A 14,275-nucleotide genomic window follows, 5' to 3' on the forward strand; every position below is an offset into this window, starting at 1 on the left:
CGCAGTGGCTACTGGACGGTGAACGGAACGCCGGGGACCGAGTCGGGGAAGACCGGGACCGGGACCTTCATCCATTTGGCGTAGAAACTGGCCAACTTGCCGTTCGACTTGATCTGGTCGATGAACGTGTTGGCCGTCTCATTCCACTCCTTGTCTCCCAGGCGCGTGCACGCCCCGTTGTACAAGGCGGTGAAGTGAAGCTTGGGCTCGAAGCCAAGCTCCGGCTTTGCGGCGTTGAGACGCTGCGGATAAAACAGGTTCGCACCGACGGCCTGGACCTGGCCGGAGAGCAGCGCCTGGATCGTGGCGGCGTCATCGTCGAACCTGCGGATCTCGGTCCCGGACGGGGCATTGTTAGTCACCTGAGTATCCTGCGTGGAAGACCTGGGAACGCCGATGACGAATTTACCCATGTCGGCATTGCTGTTGATCGGGGTCGCCCGGGCTGCGACCAACGTGATCTCGTTGGCGACATAGGGCTTGGAATACTGCACCGCCTTTGCGCGCTCGGGCAGCATGGCCATGGTTGCGAACAGAATGTCGACGCGGCCTGTGGTCAGCGCCGGAATGCGATTGGCCACCGCCAGCGGGACGAACTCGGCCTTCACGCCGAGATATTCAGCGAAAGCGCGGCCCATGTCGGCATCGATGCCATCCTGCTTTCCCGAGCTATCGACATAGCCCCAGGGAGGATTGTCGCCCTGAATGCCGATGACGACGACGCCCTTCTTCTTCACGTCTTCCAACGTGCCGGCCTGCGATTTGCCTGCGATGGCGATAGCCGCCAATGCCAGCAGCGCGATGCCAAGCTGGCGACGGTTGGGTGAAAACAACATGAGTATCTCCTCCTGGTGATGGCTGTTTGTGATTGAGCAGGTGCGCCGTTCCTACCTTTGACTGGCCAGGGCGAGCCTGGCCTCCATCCGGCTGCCCCACCACGAGAGTGGCCAGCAGAGGATGAAGTACATCGCGCCGACCACGCCGAAGACGAGCAACGGCTGGAAGGTCTGGTTCGATACGATCTGACCGGCGCGGGCGAGTTCGATGAAGCCGACGATGGCAGCGAGCGAAGTGCCCTTGATGAGCTGCACGAGATAGCCGATGGTCGCCGGCAGCGAGATGCGGATCGCCTGCGGCATCACGATGTCGCGCATGCGGGACGAATAGTGCAGTCCAAGCGCCATCGCCGCCTCGGTCTGGCCGCGCGGCACGGCCTGTATCGCGCCACGCCAGATCTCGCCAAGGAAGGCGGAGGCATTCACGGTGAAACCGATCGCCACCGCAACGAAGGCGTCGAGCTTCAGCCCGGTCAGCGCCAATCCGTAATACACGACGAAGAGCTGCAGCAGCAGCGGCGTGCCCTGGAATATCCCGATATAGATGCGGGTGATCCATTCCACGCCCTTGTGACCGCAGGTGCGCAGCAATGCGATAGCCAGCCCCGCCGTGCAGCCGCCTACGAAGGCGACCAGCGTCAGCAGCACGGTCCATTGCAGACCACGCAGCAGGAAGCCGAACTCCGGAAGGCCAAAATGCGGTGCCATGATCTTCCCGTCAGCGTGTCGGATATGAGAAGAAGCGGTGAGAGATGACCGCGAAGCCCAGCATCAACAGCCAGGAGATCGCGAGGTAGAGGAAGGTGACGGAGAAATAGACCTCGAAGCTGCGGAATGTGTCGCTTTCGATGCGCTGCGCAACCGACGTCAATTCGTAAGCCGATACCGCCGAACAGATCGACGAGGTCAGCGTCAGCATGATGAACTGACCCGTGAGCGAGGGATAGATCGCGCGAAGCGCTGGCTTGAGCACGATGAACCGGAACACCTGCCCTTTGTGCAGTCCGAGCGCGTAGCCGGCCTCCACCTGTCCTTTGTGAATAGACTGGACCCCGCCGCGGATGATCTCGATGGCATAGGCGCCGCCATTGACGCCGAGAGCGATGATGGCGGTGACCGTCGGATTGAGCTTCAATCCGACGAGCGGCAGGGCGAAGAACAGAAAGAAGATCTGTACCAGGAAAGGTGTATTGCGCACGATCTCGACGAAGCCGATCACGAGAGCACGCAACCAGGCCGCCCTGGAATCGCGTGCCGCGACGCCGGCGACGCCAATGATCATTGCAAGGGTCATTCCGGCAAGCGCCAGGCCCACCGTACCCGCGCACCCCCACAGCAGCGCGGGCATCGCATGCCAAACCACCGAGAAATCGAGCGTGTAGCCCATCTTGCGTTTCCTCTCGGGCGTTGTACGTGCCGCTCGCCCATCGGCTGGGTGTCACCCTCCCAGGGATGCAAAGGTGGCGAAGAAGACGTCCGGATCAGGTGAGATGCCCGTGAACAGGCGGAATGCTTCGGTGCCCTGGAAGATCGCCATGCCTCCGCCATCGACGGTGCGGCAGCCAAGGGCACGCGCCGCGCGCAGCAGTGCGGTTTCCAGTGGGAAGTAGACGATCTCAGCGACCCACAGATCAGGGCGCAGCAGGGCCGTCGGCAGCGGCGTCCCTGGATACTTGTCCATCCCGATCGGCGTTGCGTTTACAATACCGTCTGCGGTAGCCACGGCTGCGGCGACATCCTGGCCGGCCGTCAAGCGCCCTTCTGCAAATCGGCGGGACAAGCCGTCGACCACACTCTGCGCCTTGGCCGAGTCGACGTCGATGATGGTCAACTCCCGCACGCCGAGCTTCATCAGCGCGAAAGCGACCGCCGCGCCTGCGCCGCCGGCGCCGAATTGGACGACGCGACCGAGCGATGCACCTTGCATGTTGCGGCGAAAGTTCTCGGCGAAGCCGAACCAGTCGGTGTTGTGGCCGGTCATTCGACCGTTCCTGATGACCACGGTGTTCACGGCGCCCAGCGCCTCCGCGTCAGGCGAAAGCTCGTCCAGGAGTGGAATGATTGCCTGCTTGCAAGGGTGTGTCACGTTCAACCCGTCAAAGCCCATGCGCCTTGCAGCCGTGAGCAATTCCGGCAACGCCTCCACACCGAGCTTCAACTCCGCCAGATCGATCTTCTTGTAGAGATAGCGGATGCCCGCGGCGTCAGCGGCCGCTTCATGCATGGGCGGAGTGCGGGACGCAGCGATGCCGCCGCCGATCAGGCCGACGAGAAAGCTGGATTTGGGATTCATGCTCGACATCGCCCGTCAGCTCAAGGGTACGGTCAGCTCGGCGATGACCTGAGCCGTGCCCGGTCGAACGCCGCGCCACCAGGCAAAAGCTTCCGCCGCCTGCTCGACCAGCATGCCGACGCCGTCGGCGAGCTTGGCTACACTTTCAGCGCGAGCCGCTTGCAGAAAGAGAGTCAGCCCTTTGCCATAGGCGAGTTCGTAGGCCAGCTCCGCACCGCGGAAGACATTGCCGGGAAGCGGCGGCATTTCACCTCGCAGGCTGGCCGACGTCGCGTTGACGACGACGTCATAGCCCTCGGCAAGATCGGCCAGTTCGGCATAGCCGCTGACGATCAGGGGACCGCAGCCGGCAAACTCTTCGGCCAATGCAACAGCCTTCGATAAGGTACGATTGACAAGAACCAGCTCGGACGGCTCCTGGCGCAGGAACGGCAGCAGCGCGCCACGCGCTGCTCCTCCGGCGCCGAGCATCAGGACGCGGCGACCGGCCATTTTGACGCCGAGATTGATGGTGATGTCACGCACAAGGCCGATCCCGTCGAAATTCTCGCCAATGATCCGATCGCCCTGGAACTTCAGGCAGTTTACGGCGCCAGCTCGGTCGGCGCTCTCTGAAAGCTCATTTGCGTAGGCGAAGGCATCGAGCTTGAACGGGGCGGTGATGTTGAGCCCCTTGGCGCCCTCCGTCCGGAATTGATCAACCCGTTCGCTGAAGCCATTGAGGGGACCCTCGATCGCCTCATAGACAAGGTCCTGTCCTGTCATTCTGGCGAAAGTGCCATGGATGAGAGGTGATTTGCTGAAGCCGATCGGATTGCCTATCACCGCGTAACGATCGCTCATGGCCTACTCCCGCACGGCAGCTTCGTTGTAGAGAACGCCATCGCGCACCATCGCATCGACCGCTTCGGCCGAGAGGCCCAGCGACTCCGCAATCCGGCGGTTGTCCTGGCCAAGCAGCGGCGCCGGCGTGCGCACCGTGGTGTCGCAATCGGAGAAGCGGAACGGCAGGTTCGGCAACGTCACCTTGCCGAGGACGGGATGCTCCTGCTCGACCAGCATGCCACGCGCGTGGATCTGCGGATCCCTCACGACTTCTTCGATGGTCTGCACAGGAGCCGACGGCACACCTGCTTCGTCGAGTGCCGCGAGGCAGGCATCCCGGGACGGCTGCGACAGCGTCCAGTCACGCACGATCGCCATCGCTTCGGTATAATGGGCATTGCGCGCGGCAGGCGTGGCGAAGCGCTCGTCGGATGCCAACGCGTTGCCGCCGATCAGCGTCGCCAATCGCCGCCACGCATCGTCGACTTGCGCAGCGATGACAAGATTGCCGTCCCTGGCCGGAAAGACCCCGTAGACGGTCGAGTCCGGCTGACCGCTGCCGGTCTGCTTCGGCAGGTCGGTGCCGCCGGAGAGGAAGTAGCGCTGAACCGCATAGTCATGCATCGAGACCATGCAGTCGTACAGCGCCAGATCGATATGCTGGCCGCGTCCGGAGGACGCGCGGCCGACCAGCGCGGCATTGATGGCCGCAACGCCATGAATTCCGGTGTACATGTCGGCCAACGGCATCCGCAGCAGCGGCGGCGCTTCGCCCGGGGAGCCGAGTTGCGCCAGGGCGCCCGACATCGCCTCCGCGATCAGGCCGAAGCCCGGACGGTCGGCATAGGGACCGGTGTGGCCATAGGCGGAGACCGAACAGTAGATCAGCTTGGGATTGCGCGCCGACAGCGCCTTGTAACCGAGCCCGAGGCGCTCGAGTGCGCCGGGGCGGTAGTTCTCGATGAAGACATCGGCGGTGTCGATGAGCTTCATCATCATGTCGAGACCGCGCGTATCGCGCAGATCGATGCACAATCCCTGCTTGCCCATGTTCTGCTGCAGGAAGTAGCCGGATTGTCCGTCCTTGAAATAGCCATGGGCGCGGCCCGCATCACCTTGCTTCGGACGCTCCACTTTGATGACTTCCGCACCCATCGCGGCGAGGCAACGGCCCATGAACGGGCCAGCCAGAAAATGGCTGTAGTCGATGACGCGAATGCCTTTGAGCGGCAGATCTTGGAGCGGCAGATCTTGTGCGGTCATGCCTGCCCTCCTGCGGAGGAGGTCTTTGGGCGCATCGGAATCATCAGCCGATGCTCGCCGAGCTGCACCACTTCGCCGCGCTGATTGATCAGCTCCGAGGGCAACACAACGATGCCCCACCCATCACGCTTCGTAGTGCGCATTGAGCCGACGCGGAACTTCACGTGCACGGTATCCCCGAGCTTGATCGGCAGCTTGAAATCCCACGTCCAGCCCAGCGACATTCCCGGAAGGAAGCGGTAGTCGGCACGGGTCTTCAAACCGTCGGCCAGCGACAGACCAAACAGCCCGTGCGCGACGCGCGTGCCGAATGGTGTGGTCCTGGCGTATTCCTCGTCGACGTGGACCGGCGTGAAATCACCCGTCAGTTCGGCATAGGCATTTACCATCGCTTCAGTGACCGTCACCGAAGGGGTGACGCATTCGTCACCGACCTTGGCATCGTCCCAATAGCGCTCGACGGTCATATCGCGTCTTCCTTAGGCTCGTGGATTGATCGCGAGGGCCGCTTCCACGGCGCCTGCTCTGGCTTGCAAGATCTCGACGTTCAGGCCGCCCGGCAGCTCGAGCCAGTTCGGGCCGGCGGGCAATGCCTTGGCGCCCCAGGCGGCGGCACGGGCGAGCACACCTTCGTAATCGTCAACCATGATGCCGAGATGGGCGAGGCGCCCCTCCGGTCCGACGAAATTCGGGTCTTCGATGAGCTGCACGCTTCCGAGCACCCAGACCTGACGCGGGCGCGCACCATCGGCGGGTTGCTCGTCGCGAATCGCAAGACCAAGCACCTCACGAAAGAAGTCGACGTGACGATCAACGTCCGGCACACGGATCGCGACGTGTTCGACATAAGCGCGGGGCAACGACATCGTCTCAGGCCTTTCCTGGATAATCGCTGCGGGCATATTCGAGCCCTTTGATCAGAGCGACGAGGGTAGAATTGACCGGGGTCGGCACGTTGAGCTTGGCGCCCCAAAGCACGACGGAGCCGTGAATGTAATCGACCTCGGTCAGGTTGCCGGACTGCAAGCTCTGCAACATCGAGGTCTTGAACTCGGGCGGCAGTCCAGCGGACGCCATCGTCCAGGCACGCCGCGGTTCGGTAATCGAGATCTTGACGCCGGCCGCTTGCGCGACCGCGATGCCCTCAGAGATCGCGGCGAGCGCGCAATCTTCCAGGATCGGTAGCGAATAGAGGCCGCCATAGGTCAGACCGGTAACGGCGGTAATTCCACCTCCGGCGACGTTGATGAACAACTTGTCCCACATCGTGCCCAGGATGTTGTCGCTGAGCCGTGTGAGAATACCGGCCTGATTGAAGGTCTCGGAAATTCGCCGTGCGCGTTCCGTCAAGCGTCCATCGAGTTCGCCGATGATGGTCTCCTTGCCGATGACCCCGGAGCGAACATGACCGGGGCCGAGCAGCACGCCGCCAACGTAGGTCTTGCCTGCCATGACCCGATCACGACCAACTTCGTCCGCAAGGATGTCCTCGTGACCAAGACCGTTTTGGAGCGACATCACAACCGTCTGCGGACCGATGATCGGCGCTGCCGACCGGATCGCATCCCGCGTGTGGTAGGACTTGACGAGGACGATGATGAGGTCCGCCACGATGCCGACATGGCTCGCGGAGGTGCAGGCGGAGACCTTCACAACGGTCTCGGCGTCACCTTCGAGCATCCGGAGACCGCCGGCATTGATCGCGTCGACATGAGCCTGAAACGGATCGATCAACCAAACCTCGGCACCACCGCGCGCCAGCGTGCCACCGATGGTCGAGCCCAGAGCTCCCGCTCCGACAAAGCAGATCCTCATCCGAACGCTTCTCCCTCGCCCATTTTGGCGTTGGAAGCGTGCTAGCAGGCCGCTTTATATTTGGATATGCTATGATCCTTATAACCATTATTGCAAAACGCAATGAAGCACCTGGACCTCTCCGAGGCGAACCTTTTGGAGCCGCGCCTGCTCCGGCTGTTCGACGCATTGTTCACCACCGGCAGCGTCACCAAAGCAGCCGAGAAGCTCGGTCAAAGTCAGCCGACCATTTCCATCTGGCTGGCGCGCCTGCGAAGGGAGTTGGACGATCCGCTCTTCATCCGGTCGGCGGAAGGAATGCTGCCGACCCCGCGCGCCGAGGCTCTGATCGGCACGGCTCGGCAGGCGTTGGAGATGCTGCGACGTCTGGCGGAGCTTCGCCCAGAGTTCGATCCGGCGACTGCAAAACGCCGCTTTGTCATCTGCATGACGGATGCGAGCCACATCACGCTGCTTCCCGCCATACTCGCCCACGTTCGCCGCGTTGCGCCGGGCATCCGCATCGAGGCAGCGCAGATCGGCGGCGATACACCACGAATGCTGCAGTCCGGCGAGGCCGATCTGGCGCTTGGCTACATCTCGGATCTCGACGCCGGGCACTTCCAGCAGGCGCTGTTTCCGCAGGATTGGGTCTGCGTGGCGAACGCAAACCATGCCCGGATCCACGACCGCATCACCGCAAAGGATTTCAGGCGTGAGGCGCACGTCCTCATTCGCTCCGGCACCGGACATCAATTGCTCGCGGACGCTCTGAGGGAGCAGCGGATGGTCCTCGACGTTGCGCTTGAGCTGCCGGGCTTTTTGGGACTACCCGCAATCGTCGGGACGACCGATCTGATCGCCACCCTTCCACGGCACATCGGCGAAACGCTGGCTCACTATTACGGACTGCGCGTACTCGACTGCCCGCTGGTGATCCGCGGCTTTACGGTGAAGCAATATTGGCACGCCCGCTTCCATCACGACCCGGCAAGCCAATGGTTGCGTGACGTCTGCGGGGAGCTCTTTCAACAGCAGGAAGTGCGAGGTCTACATCGTTCCGGTCGGCCGAAGAAACGAAGGCCACGCGATTTGCCATCGTAATGGAGCACTTGCTGAGGCTGGCTTTCAACCCTCCTTGCCAAAAGAGAGAAGCTAAACGCCTGTTTCGCGCGAAAGAGCTGCCGATGTCATGTGCCCGGCCCTCAGCGCCGCGGCAGAGGCCAAGGCAGCTCCCATCGCCTTTGCAGCCGACCAATTCACGCGAATGTTCAGTGGGCTACCATCTGGAGTGCTAGATCGTAGAAAATCGTACTTTGGCGTAGAAAATCGCAGGATTGGTAGCGGGGGAGGGACTCGAACCCCCGACCCCAGGATTATGATTCCCGTGCTCTAACCAGCTGAGCTACCCCGCCACAGGGATCGCGGCGGCGAATGAGGCCGATCTCGCGAACGCGCGGCATATAAGGAAGGGGGAGCCGGGAAGTCAAGCAAGGTCGGGGGACTTGGCGGGGGTGAATTCAACGCCGGAATCGCTCGATTTCACGCGTCCGACTCGCGGAGAGGCCCCCTCACCCGGAATCCGCGCTTTGCGCGGATTCCGGCCTCTCCCCGGCGGGGAGAGGCGAAGGGCGCGAGAGGCGAAAAACCAGTTATTTCGGCCTCACATTGGGGTCGCCGCCGGGGCTGCCGGGGGGCGGAATCACCGGGGTGTTGCTGCCGGTGTCGGGCGCCGGGGCGTGCATTTCGGGGTCGATGCCGGAGGGCGGGCAGAGCACGCCTTCCGATTTGGCCAATTTGTCGCCGAGCGGTTCCCGGGACTGGCCGATGGTGGTGCCGTCCGATGAGCGGTTGGGCCGGTCCTGCGGCATGCAGTTGGCGGCATGTTGCGGGGACGGCGGCGCGGTCTGTTGCGGCGGCGTCGCCGGGGCGGGCGGGGCCTGCGCGATCGCGCTGCCGGAGGCGGCGATCAGGAGGCCCGCGAGAATGAGGTTTGTCGTGCGCATGGGACAGAAACGCGCGCGCGAGGTGCCCTGTTCCCGCGGTTCGCAATCACGATTTGCGGTAGCGGATCAGGGAGAAATGCCCCATCGGCGGCATGGGCCTGCGCTCGCTGAGCGCGACGCCGCCGTGCCTTGTGGCCCAGCCCTCGAGGCGGGCCCAGGGGAATTCCGGGCGCCAGCCGAGGCGGCGGGCGATGGGCGCAAAAGCGAGCTCGAACAGCTTGCGAGGACCGCTCTCCGCACCAATGTGGTTGACCAGAATCAGCTCGCCGCCCGGCTTGAGCACGCGCACGAACTCGTCGAGCGTGCCTTCGGGATCGGGCACGGCGGTGATGACATATTGCGCCACCACGGCGTCGAAGAAATTGTCAGGGAAGGCAAGGTTCTTCGCGTCCATCACCGAGAGCACTTCGACGTTGGACAGACGAAGCGCGCGCACGCGCGCCTGCGCCTTGCGCAGCATCGGCTCGGAGATGTCGACGCCGCACACCTTCGTGGTGCGCGCGTAGTCGGAGAGCGAAAGACCGGTGCCGACGCCGACGTCGAGAACGCGGCCGCCGATGCGGTCGGCCTCCGCGATGGTCGACTGCCGGCCGGCGTCGAACACCTTGCCGAACACGAGATCATAGACCGGCGCCCAGCGGCCATAGGCCTTCTCGACCCCGGCCCGCGAGATGTCTGCTGCCATGCCCCCTGCCCTTGCGCTTTTCTAGTGTGTGATGCGTGTTGGTGAAATCGATGCCGGCTCCGCGCTCGGTCTGGCGCCTCTCCCGCGTGCGGGAGAGGTCGACACGCTCGCAAGAGCGTGGCGGGTGAGGGTTCTTTCCGCTCGCGATATATCACGTGTGGAGGGAGCCCTCTCCCCAGCCCTCTCCCGCAAGCAGGAGAGGGAGCGCACCGTGGCTGCGGTGACAGGCGGGCTCAAACTCATCGCGCTCAGCCGCGCACGGCTTCCGCGAGCGGGCGCGCTGGGCCCGTGCCGAGCTTGGCTGCGGCGCTCTGGATGAAGCCGCCGCCGAGCACGCGGGCCTGGCCCGAGGGTGCGTCGTAGAACACGCAGGCCTGTCCCGGCGAGACGCCCTCCTCGCCGGCGACAAGCTCGACCTCGTAACGGCCGTTGCTGCCGCGCAGCCAGGCGGGCTGCGGGCTGCGGGTCGAGCGCACGCGCACGAACATTTCGAGGCCGCTTCCGATGGCGCCGTCGATGTCGCCGTCGCCGATCCAGTTGACGTCGCGCAAGGCGATGCGGTGCATCTTCAGCGCATCGCGCGGGCCGACCACGACGCGGCGGGTCGCCGCGTCCAGCCGCACCACGAACAGCGGCGAGCCGGAGGCGATGCCGAGGCCGCGGCGCTGGCCGACGGTGAAATTGGCGATGCCGTGGTGCCGGCCGAGCACGCGCCCCGAGAGATCGACGATGTCACCGGGATCCATCGCATTGGGGCGCAGGCGCGTGATGATGTCGGTGTAGCGGCCGGTCGGCACGAAGCAGATGTCCTGGCTGTCGTGCTTGTCGGCGACCGCGAGCCCGAAGCGGCGCGCGAGCTCGCGCGTCTCGGGCTTGGTCATGTCGCCGAGCGGAAAGCGCAGGAAGTCGAGCTGTGACTGCGTCGTCGCGAACAGGAAATAGCTCTGATCGCGGTCGGCGTCGGCTGCGCAGACCAGCGCGCGCGAGCCGTCGGCACGACGGCGCGAGGCGACGTAATGGCCGGTCGCGAGCGCCTGGGCACCGAGCTCGCGCGCGGTCTTCAGGAGGTCGCGGAATTTGACGCTGCGGTTGCACTCGATGCAGGGCACCGGCGTCTCGCCGAGCGCGTAAGAGTCGGCGAAATTGTCGATCACGGACTCGCGAAAGCGGTCCTCGTAATCAAGCACGTAATGGGGAATGCCGAGCTTGGCCGCGACGTCACGGGCGTCGTGGATGTCCTGGCCGGCGCAGCAGGCGCCCTTGCGGTGGGTGGCCGCGCCGTGGTCGTAGAGCTGCAGCGTGATGCCGACGACGTCGTAGCCCTCAGCCTTCAAGAGCGCAGCCGTCGTCGAGGAATCGACGCCGCCCGACATGGCGACGACGACCCTGGTGTCCTCGGGACGGCCTTCGAGATCCAGACTGTTGAGCATGGGCCCTAAAGCGTTGTGACGGCGGCGACGCGCGATCCGCGATTGCTGTGCCTTCTCGGGGGACGGCGGCGATCCTCCGGAACTTTGGTTCCCGAAGAGCACGGCTGCCCAAGTCGAAAGCGGCTGAGAGTAACCTCTTTAATATAGGCGGCATTCCGGTGAAGCAATCACGCGGGCCCCGCGCTTGGGGCAATTCTTGCCGGGGCGGCAGAAATGGCGGGGTCGCGGCCGGCTGCCCGGCCATGGACCCACATCATCAACACATTGATTATATTTACGAAATCCCCGCCTTTCGAGGCTGGCCCGCTCCTTGCTCCCTCTGGTCCGAAGTTGCTTGCAAGGGGTTGCCTGTGGTCGGTCGGATGTCAGATGTCGTGGCAAGCGTGCAAATCCAGAGCGCGCAACAGAAGCCTGCCCGGTCGCAAGCCCCGAAGGATACGCCCGCGAGCGAGGCTTTCGGCTCGCTGGTCGACAGCAACACGCAGGCGATCGGCAACAAAGCGACGGCGCAGGACACCGCACCGCGCCGGAGCGAGCAGGCCTCGTCCTCCCCGGCGGCCGAGCGGCCTTCGCGCGACACCTCGTCCACGGACCAGGCCTCGCAGAGCAAGGCGCGCGATGACGCCGACCCGTCTGCGGCGGCGGAGAATGACAGGGGCGAAGCGCCCGGCGATCCGGCCAAGGAGGCCGGCAAGGTCAAGGACAAGACCGAAACGGCGGACGCCACATCGGCGGACACATCCGACGAGACCGAGAGCGACATGACTGATGGCACGGAGGTCCTCACCGCGGCCGTCGATGCGGCTGCCGCCGCGCCGCCCGCGACGCCGCAGACCGCCATGCCCGATCCCGGAATCATCGTTGCCGCGCCGGTCGTGCCAGTCGACCCGAACGCTGCTGCGAACCAGGCTGGCGATGCCGCTGCCGCGCCGCTGGCGATTGCCGCGGCGGCACTTGCCGCCAGCGCCACCACTGCGGCCCAGATCGCCGGCACCAAGACCGATACCACCACGACCAGCGACAAGAGCGCCAAGGCCAGCGCACAGGCCGCAGGCGCCGAAGTCGACGCGGACACCACGACGACGCTCGGCGAGGCCGCGGCCGGCACCACCGAGACCGCCTCGACCGATACGAAAGCTGGTGGCGGGCGGATTGCCGCGGTCAGCCAGGGCACGCCCAAGACCGCGTTCAAGGACGCCGCCACGGCGCAGGCCCAGACCGACATCTCGAATATCGGCCAGGACACCGGCAAGGCGAACCTCGCCACGGCGCAGGCTCCGGCCGCCGCCAACGCCGCCCATGCGCAAGGCTTGAAGCCGCAGGCCGACAGCGTCGCGACCGAGGCGAAGGCTGGCGCCGCCGACCGCGCCGCCGATCCGGCCCAGGGCACGCCGGCCGCACCCGCGCATGCGGGCCCGCAAGCCACGGTCGCCGCGACGGATACCAGCGCGCAGGCCGCTTCCGCCGTGCAGGCGCCGCTGACCAATACGACCTCGGCCGCCACCGCATCGACCGCGACGCTCACCGCAACTGCGGCAACCCACAATACGGCCGTGCCGATCAGCGGCATCCCGATCGAGATCGCCGCCGCCATTCGCACCGGCAAGTCGCGGTTCGACATCAGCCTCGATCCGGCCGAGCTCGGCCGCATCGACGTGCGCATCAATGTCGACCGCGCCGGCAACGTCACCTCGCATCTCACGGTGGAGAAGCCGGAGACGCTGCAGATGCTGCGTCAGGACGCGCCGCAATTGCAGCGCGCGCTCGACGATGCCGGTTTCAAGATCGGCAGCAACGGGCTGTCGTTCAGCCTCCGCGACCAGAATTCATCGGGCCAGAATTCCGGCCAGAACAACGACAATGGCGGCAATGCCCGCCGCCTGATCATCAGCGAGGACGACAGCGTTCCCACAGCGCCCATCGGGCGCGGCTATGGCCGCATGCTCGGATCGAGCAGCGGCGTCGATATCAGAGTGTGAGGAGTATTCGACCATGACCACCACGAATGCCGCCACTGCGCCCGCGGTCGTCTCCGGAACGACCGACCTTCCGAAATCCTCGTCGAATTCGTCGATGAGCTCGACCACGGGCTCGACCCTCGCCGGCAACTTCCAGACCTTCCTGACCCTGCTGACGACGCAGCTGCAGAACCAGAACCCGCTCGATCCGCTCGACACCAACCAGTTCACCCAGCAGCTGGTGCAGTTCGCCGGCGTCGAGCAGCAGCTCAAGACCAACGATGCGCTGTCCCAGCTCGTCACCCTGCAGCAGACCACGCAGGCGACCCAGGCGCTGGGCTTCGTCGGCAAGACCGCCCTGGTCGATGGCTCGACGGCCACCATGAAGAATTCGTCGGCGACCTGGCACCTCAACGTGCCGACCGACTCCACGGTCGAGATCTCGATCGCAAATTCCAGCGGCCAGACCGTGTTCACCGGCAAATATACCGCCGCCGCCGGTACCGACATCCCCTTCACCTGGAACGGCATGGGCAATGACGGCACGCAATGGCCCGACGGCAAGTACACGATCTCGGCCACGGGCAAGGACGTCGCGAACAACAATGTCGGCATCGCCGCGCAGGTGCAGGGCGTGGTCTCGTCGGTCGACCTGACCCAGTCGCCGCCGCTGCTCACCATCGATGGCGCCAGCTACACGCTGAGCCAGGTGAAGAGTATCATTGCGAGCAGCAGCAATTGAGGCTCGCAACACCTCTCCGTTTGGGACAGCGGTATCGCATATGGAGCGATCTCGCCCGTGGCCATCCTTCGAGACGCCCGCCGTTGGCGGGCCCTCAGGATGAGGATCGAGGATGCTGCGCCAGTTTCAACAGGCTCCGAGGCTACTTAGCCTCATCCTTGTATGGGGAGTGAGTTGTCAAGAGAGCATTGTTTGTTGGCGGCGGTCTTGGGCGCCGAGGCGAGGCACGGTCAAGACTGGCCGCAGGCCACCGCCGGAGGCGGCGCGTTAGCGGCCTTGACCGCGACGAGCTCGGCGCCACAATGGAGCGTTCGCAACATGCGCATCGGCGCTGGCAGGCGGGACGTGATGCGAGGCCTGGGCCGTGAACGACAATGCGGCAGGACCGCATCACCTTGTATCCGGTCGGGCACGCGGCCCGGTACCCTGATCTTTCATGCACG

The 14,275-nt window shown here is 64.7% G+C and carries 15 protein-coding genes and 1 tRNA gene; 3 read left to right on the forward strand and 13 right to left on the reverse strand.

The window, feature by feature from the left end; all coding sequences use genetic code 11:
• Positions 1-8: 8 nt before the first annotated feature.
• The 9 genes from HZZ13_RS31980 to HZZ13_RS32020 are packed head-to-tail and all read right to left on the reverse strand — an operon-like array spanning position 9 to position 7,032.
• Entirely contained in the window at positions 9-836 is an 828-nt protein-coding gene (locus tag HZZ13_RS31980) for a transporter substrate-binding domain-containing protein (protein WP_197963429.1), read from the reverse strand.
• 51 nt (positions 837-887) lie between these two features.
• The gene (locus HZZ13_RS31985; RefSeq protein ID WP_197963430.1) at positions 888-1,544 is read right to left on the reverse strand and encodes an amino acid ABC transporter permease; all 657 of its coding nucleotides are present in this window, start codon (positions 1,542-1,544) and stop codon (positions 888-890) included.
• 10 nt (positions 1,545-1,554) lie between these two features.
• On the reverse strand, positions 1,555-2,223 hold the full coding sequence (locus HZZ13_RS31990) for an amino acid ABC transporter permease (RefSeq protein WP_197963431.1): 669 nt from the start codon (positions 2,221-2,223) through the stop codon (positions 1,555-1,557).
• 51 nt (positions 2,224-2,274) lie between these two features.
• Positions 2,275-3,129, reverse strand: a complete 855-nt coding sequence (locus HZZ13_RS31995) for a shikimate dehydrogenase (protein ID WP_197963432.1) — start codon at positions 3,127-3,129, stop codon at positions 2,275-2,277.
• A gap of 15 nt (positions 3,130-3,144) precedes the next feature.
• Positions 3,145-3,972 (reverse strand): shikimate dehydrogenase, encoded by an 828-nt coding sequence (aroE, locus tag HZZ13_RS32000; RefSeq protein ID WP_197963433.1) that lies wholly within the window; start codon positions 3,970-3,972, stop codon positions 3,145-3,147.
• Positions 3,973-3,975: 3 nt separating this feature from the next.
• Positions 3,976-5,217 carry a CaiB/BaiF CoA transferase family protein gene (locus tag HZZ13_RS32005; protein WP_197963434.1) on the reverse strand — a complete coding sequence of 414 codons (1,242 nt, stop codon included), beginning with the start codon at positions 5,215-5,217 and terminating at the stop codon, positions 3,976-3,978.
• Positions 5,214-5,684 carry a MaoC family dehydratase gene (locus HZZ13_RS32010; protein ID WP_197963435.1) on the reverse strand — a complete coding sequence of 157 codons (471 nt, stop codon included), beginning with the start codon at positions 5,682-5,684 and terminating at the stop codon, positions 5,214-5,216. Before HZZ13_RS32010 ends, HZZ13_RS32005 begins: the two co-directional genes overlap by 4 nt.
• A 12-nt stretch (positions 5,685-5,696) precedes the next feature.
• The gene (locus HZZ13_RS32015) at positions 5,697-6,083 is read right to left on the reverse strand and encodes a VOC family protein (RefSeq protein ID WP_197963436.1); all 387 of its coding nucleotides are present in this window, start codon (positions 6,081-6,083) and stop codon (positions 5,697-5,699) included.
• 4 nt (positions 6,084-6,087) lie between these two features.
• The gene (locus tag HZZ13_RS32020) at positions 6,088-7,032 is read right to left on the reverse strand and encodes a ketopantoate reductase family protein (RefSeq protein WP_197963437.1); all 945 of its coding nucleotides are present in this window, start codon (positions 7,030-7,032) and stop codon (positions 6,088-6,090) included.
• A gap of 102 nt (positions 7,033-7,134) precedes the next feature.
• Here HZZ13_RS32020 and HZZ13_RS32025 point away from each other — a divergent pair, with 102 nt between their 5' ends.
• Positions 7,135-8,115, forward strand: coding sequence for a LysR family transcriptional regulator (locus HZZ13_RS32025; RefSeq protein WP_197963438.1), 981 nt, complete (start codon positions 7,135-7,137; stop codon positions 8,113-8,115).
• Positions 8,116-8,349: 234 nt separating this feature from the next.
• Here HZZ13_RS32025 and HZZ13_RS32030 read toward each other — a convergent pair.
• The 4 genes from HZZ13_RS32030 to mnmA form a co-directional block, all read right to left on the reverse strand.
• A tRNA-Met gene (locus HZZ13_RS32030) sits at positions 8,350-8,426 on the reverse strand.
• 237 nt (positions 8,427-8,663) lie between these two features.
• Positions 8,664-9,017, reverse strand: a complete 354-nt coding sequence (locus HZZ13_RS32035) for a hypothetical protein (protein ID WP_197963439.1) — start codon at positions 9,015-9,017, stop codon at positions 8,664-8,666.
• A gap of 46 nt (positions 9,018-9,063) precedes the next feature.
• Entirely contained in the window at positions 9,064-9,702 is a 639-nt protein-coding gene (locus HZZ13_RS32040; RefSeq protein ID WP_197963440.1) for a class I SAM-dependent methyltransferase, read from the reverse strand.
• A 248-nt stretch (positions 9,703-9,950) separates the two neighbouring features.
• Positions 9,951-11,132, reverse strand: a complete 1,182-nt coding sequence (gene mnmA, locus HZZ13_RS32045) for a tRNA 2-thiouridine(34) synthase MnmA (RefSeq protein WP_197963441.1) — start codon at positions 11,130-11,132, stop codon at positions 9,951-9,953.
• A gap of 350 nt (positions 11,133-11,482) precedes the next feature.
• On the opposite strand from mnmA, the gene HZZ13_RS32050 reads away from it, so the two are divergent.
• Together HZZ13_RS32050 and HZZ13_RS32055 are read left to right on the forward strand one after the other, a co-directional pair.
• On the forward strand, positions 11,483-13,111 hold the full coding sequence (locus HZZ13_RS32050; protein WP_197963442.1) for a flagellar hook-length control protein FliK: 1,629 nt from the start codon (positions 11,483-11,485) through the stop codon (positions 13,109-13,111).
• A gap of 13 nt (positions 13,112-13,124) precedes the next feature.
• Complete coding sequence (locus HZZ13_RS32055; RefSeq protein WP_197963443.1) at positions 13,125-13,832, forward strand: flagellar hook assembly protein FlgD; 708 nt, start codon at positions 13,125-13,127, stop codon at positions 13,830-13,832.
• The last annotated feature ends 443 nt before the right edge of the window (positions 13,833-14,275 follow it).

This window comes from Bradyrhizobium agreste (assembly GCF_016031625.1).
GTDB lineage: Bacteria > Pseudomonadota > Alphaproteobacteria > Rhizobiales > Xanthobacteraceae > Bradyrhizobium > Bradyrhizobium agreste.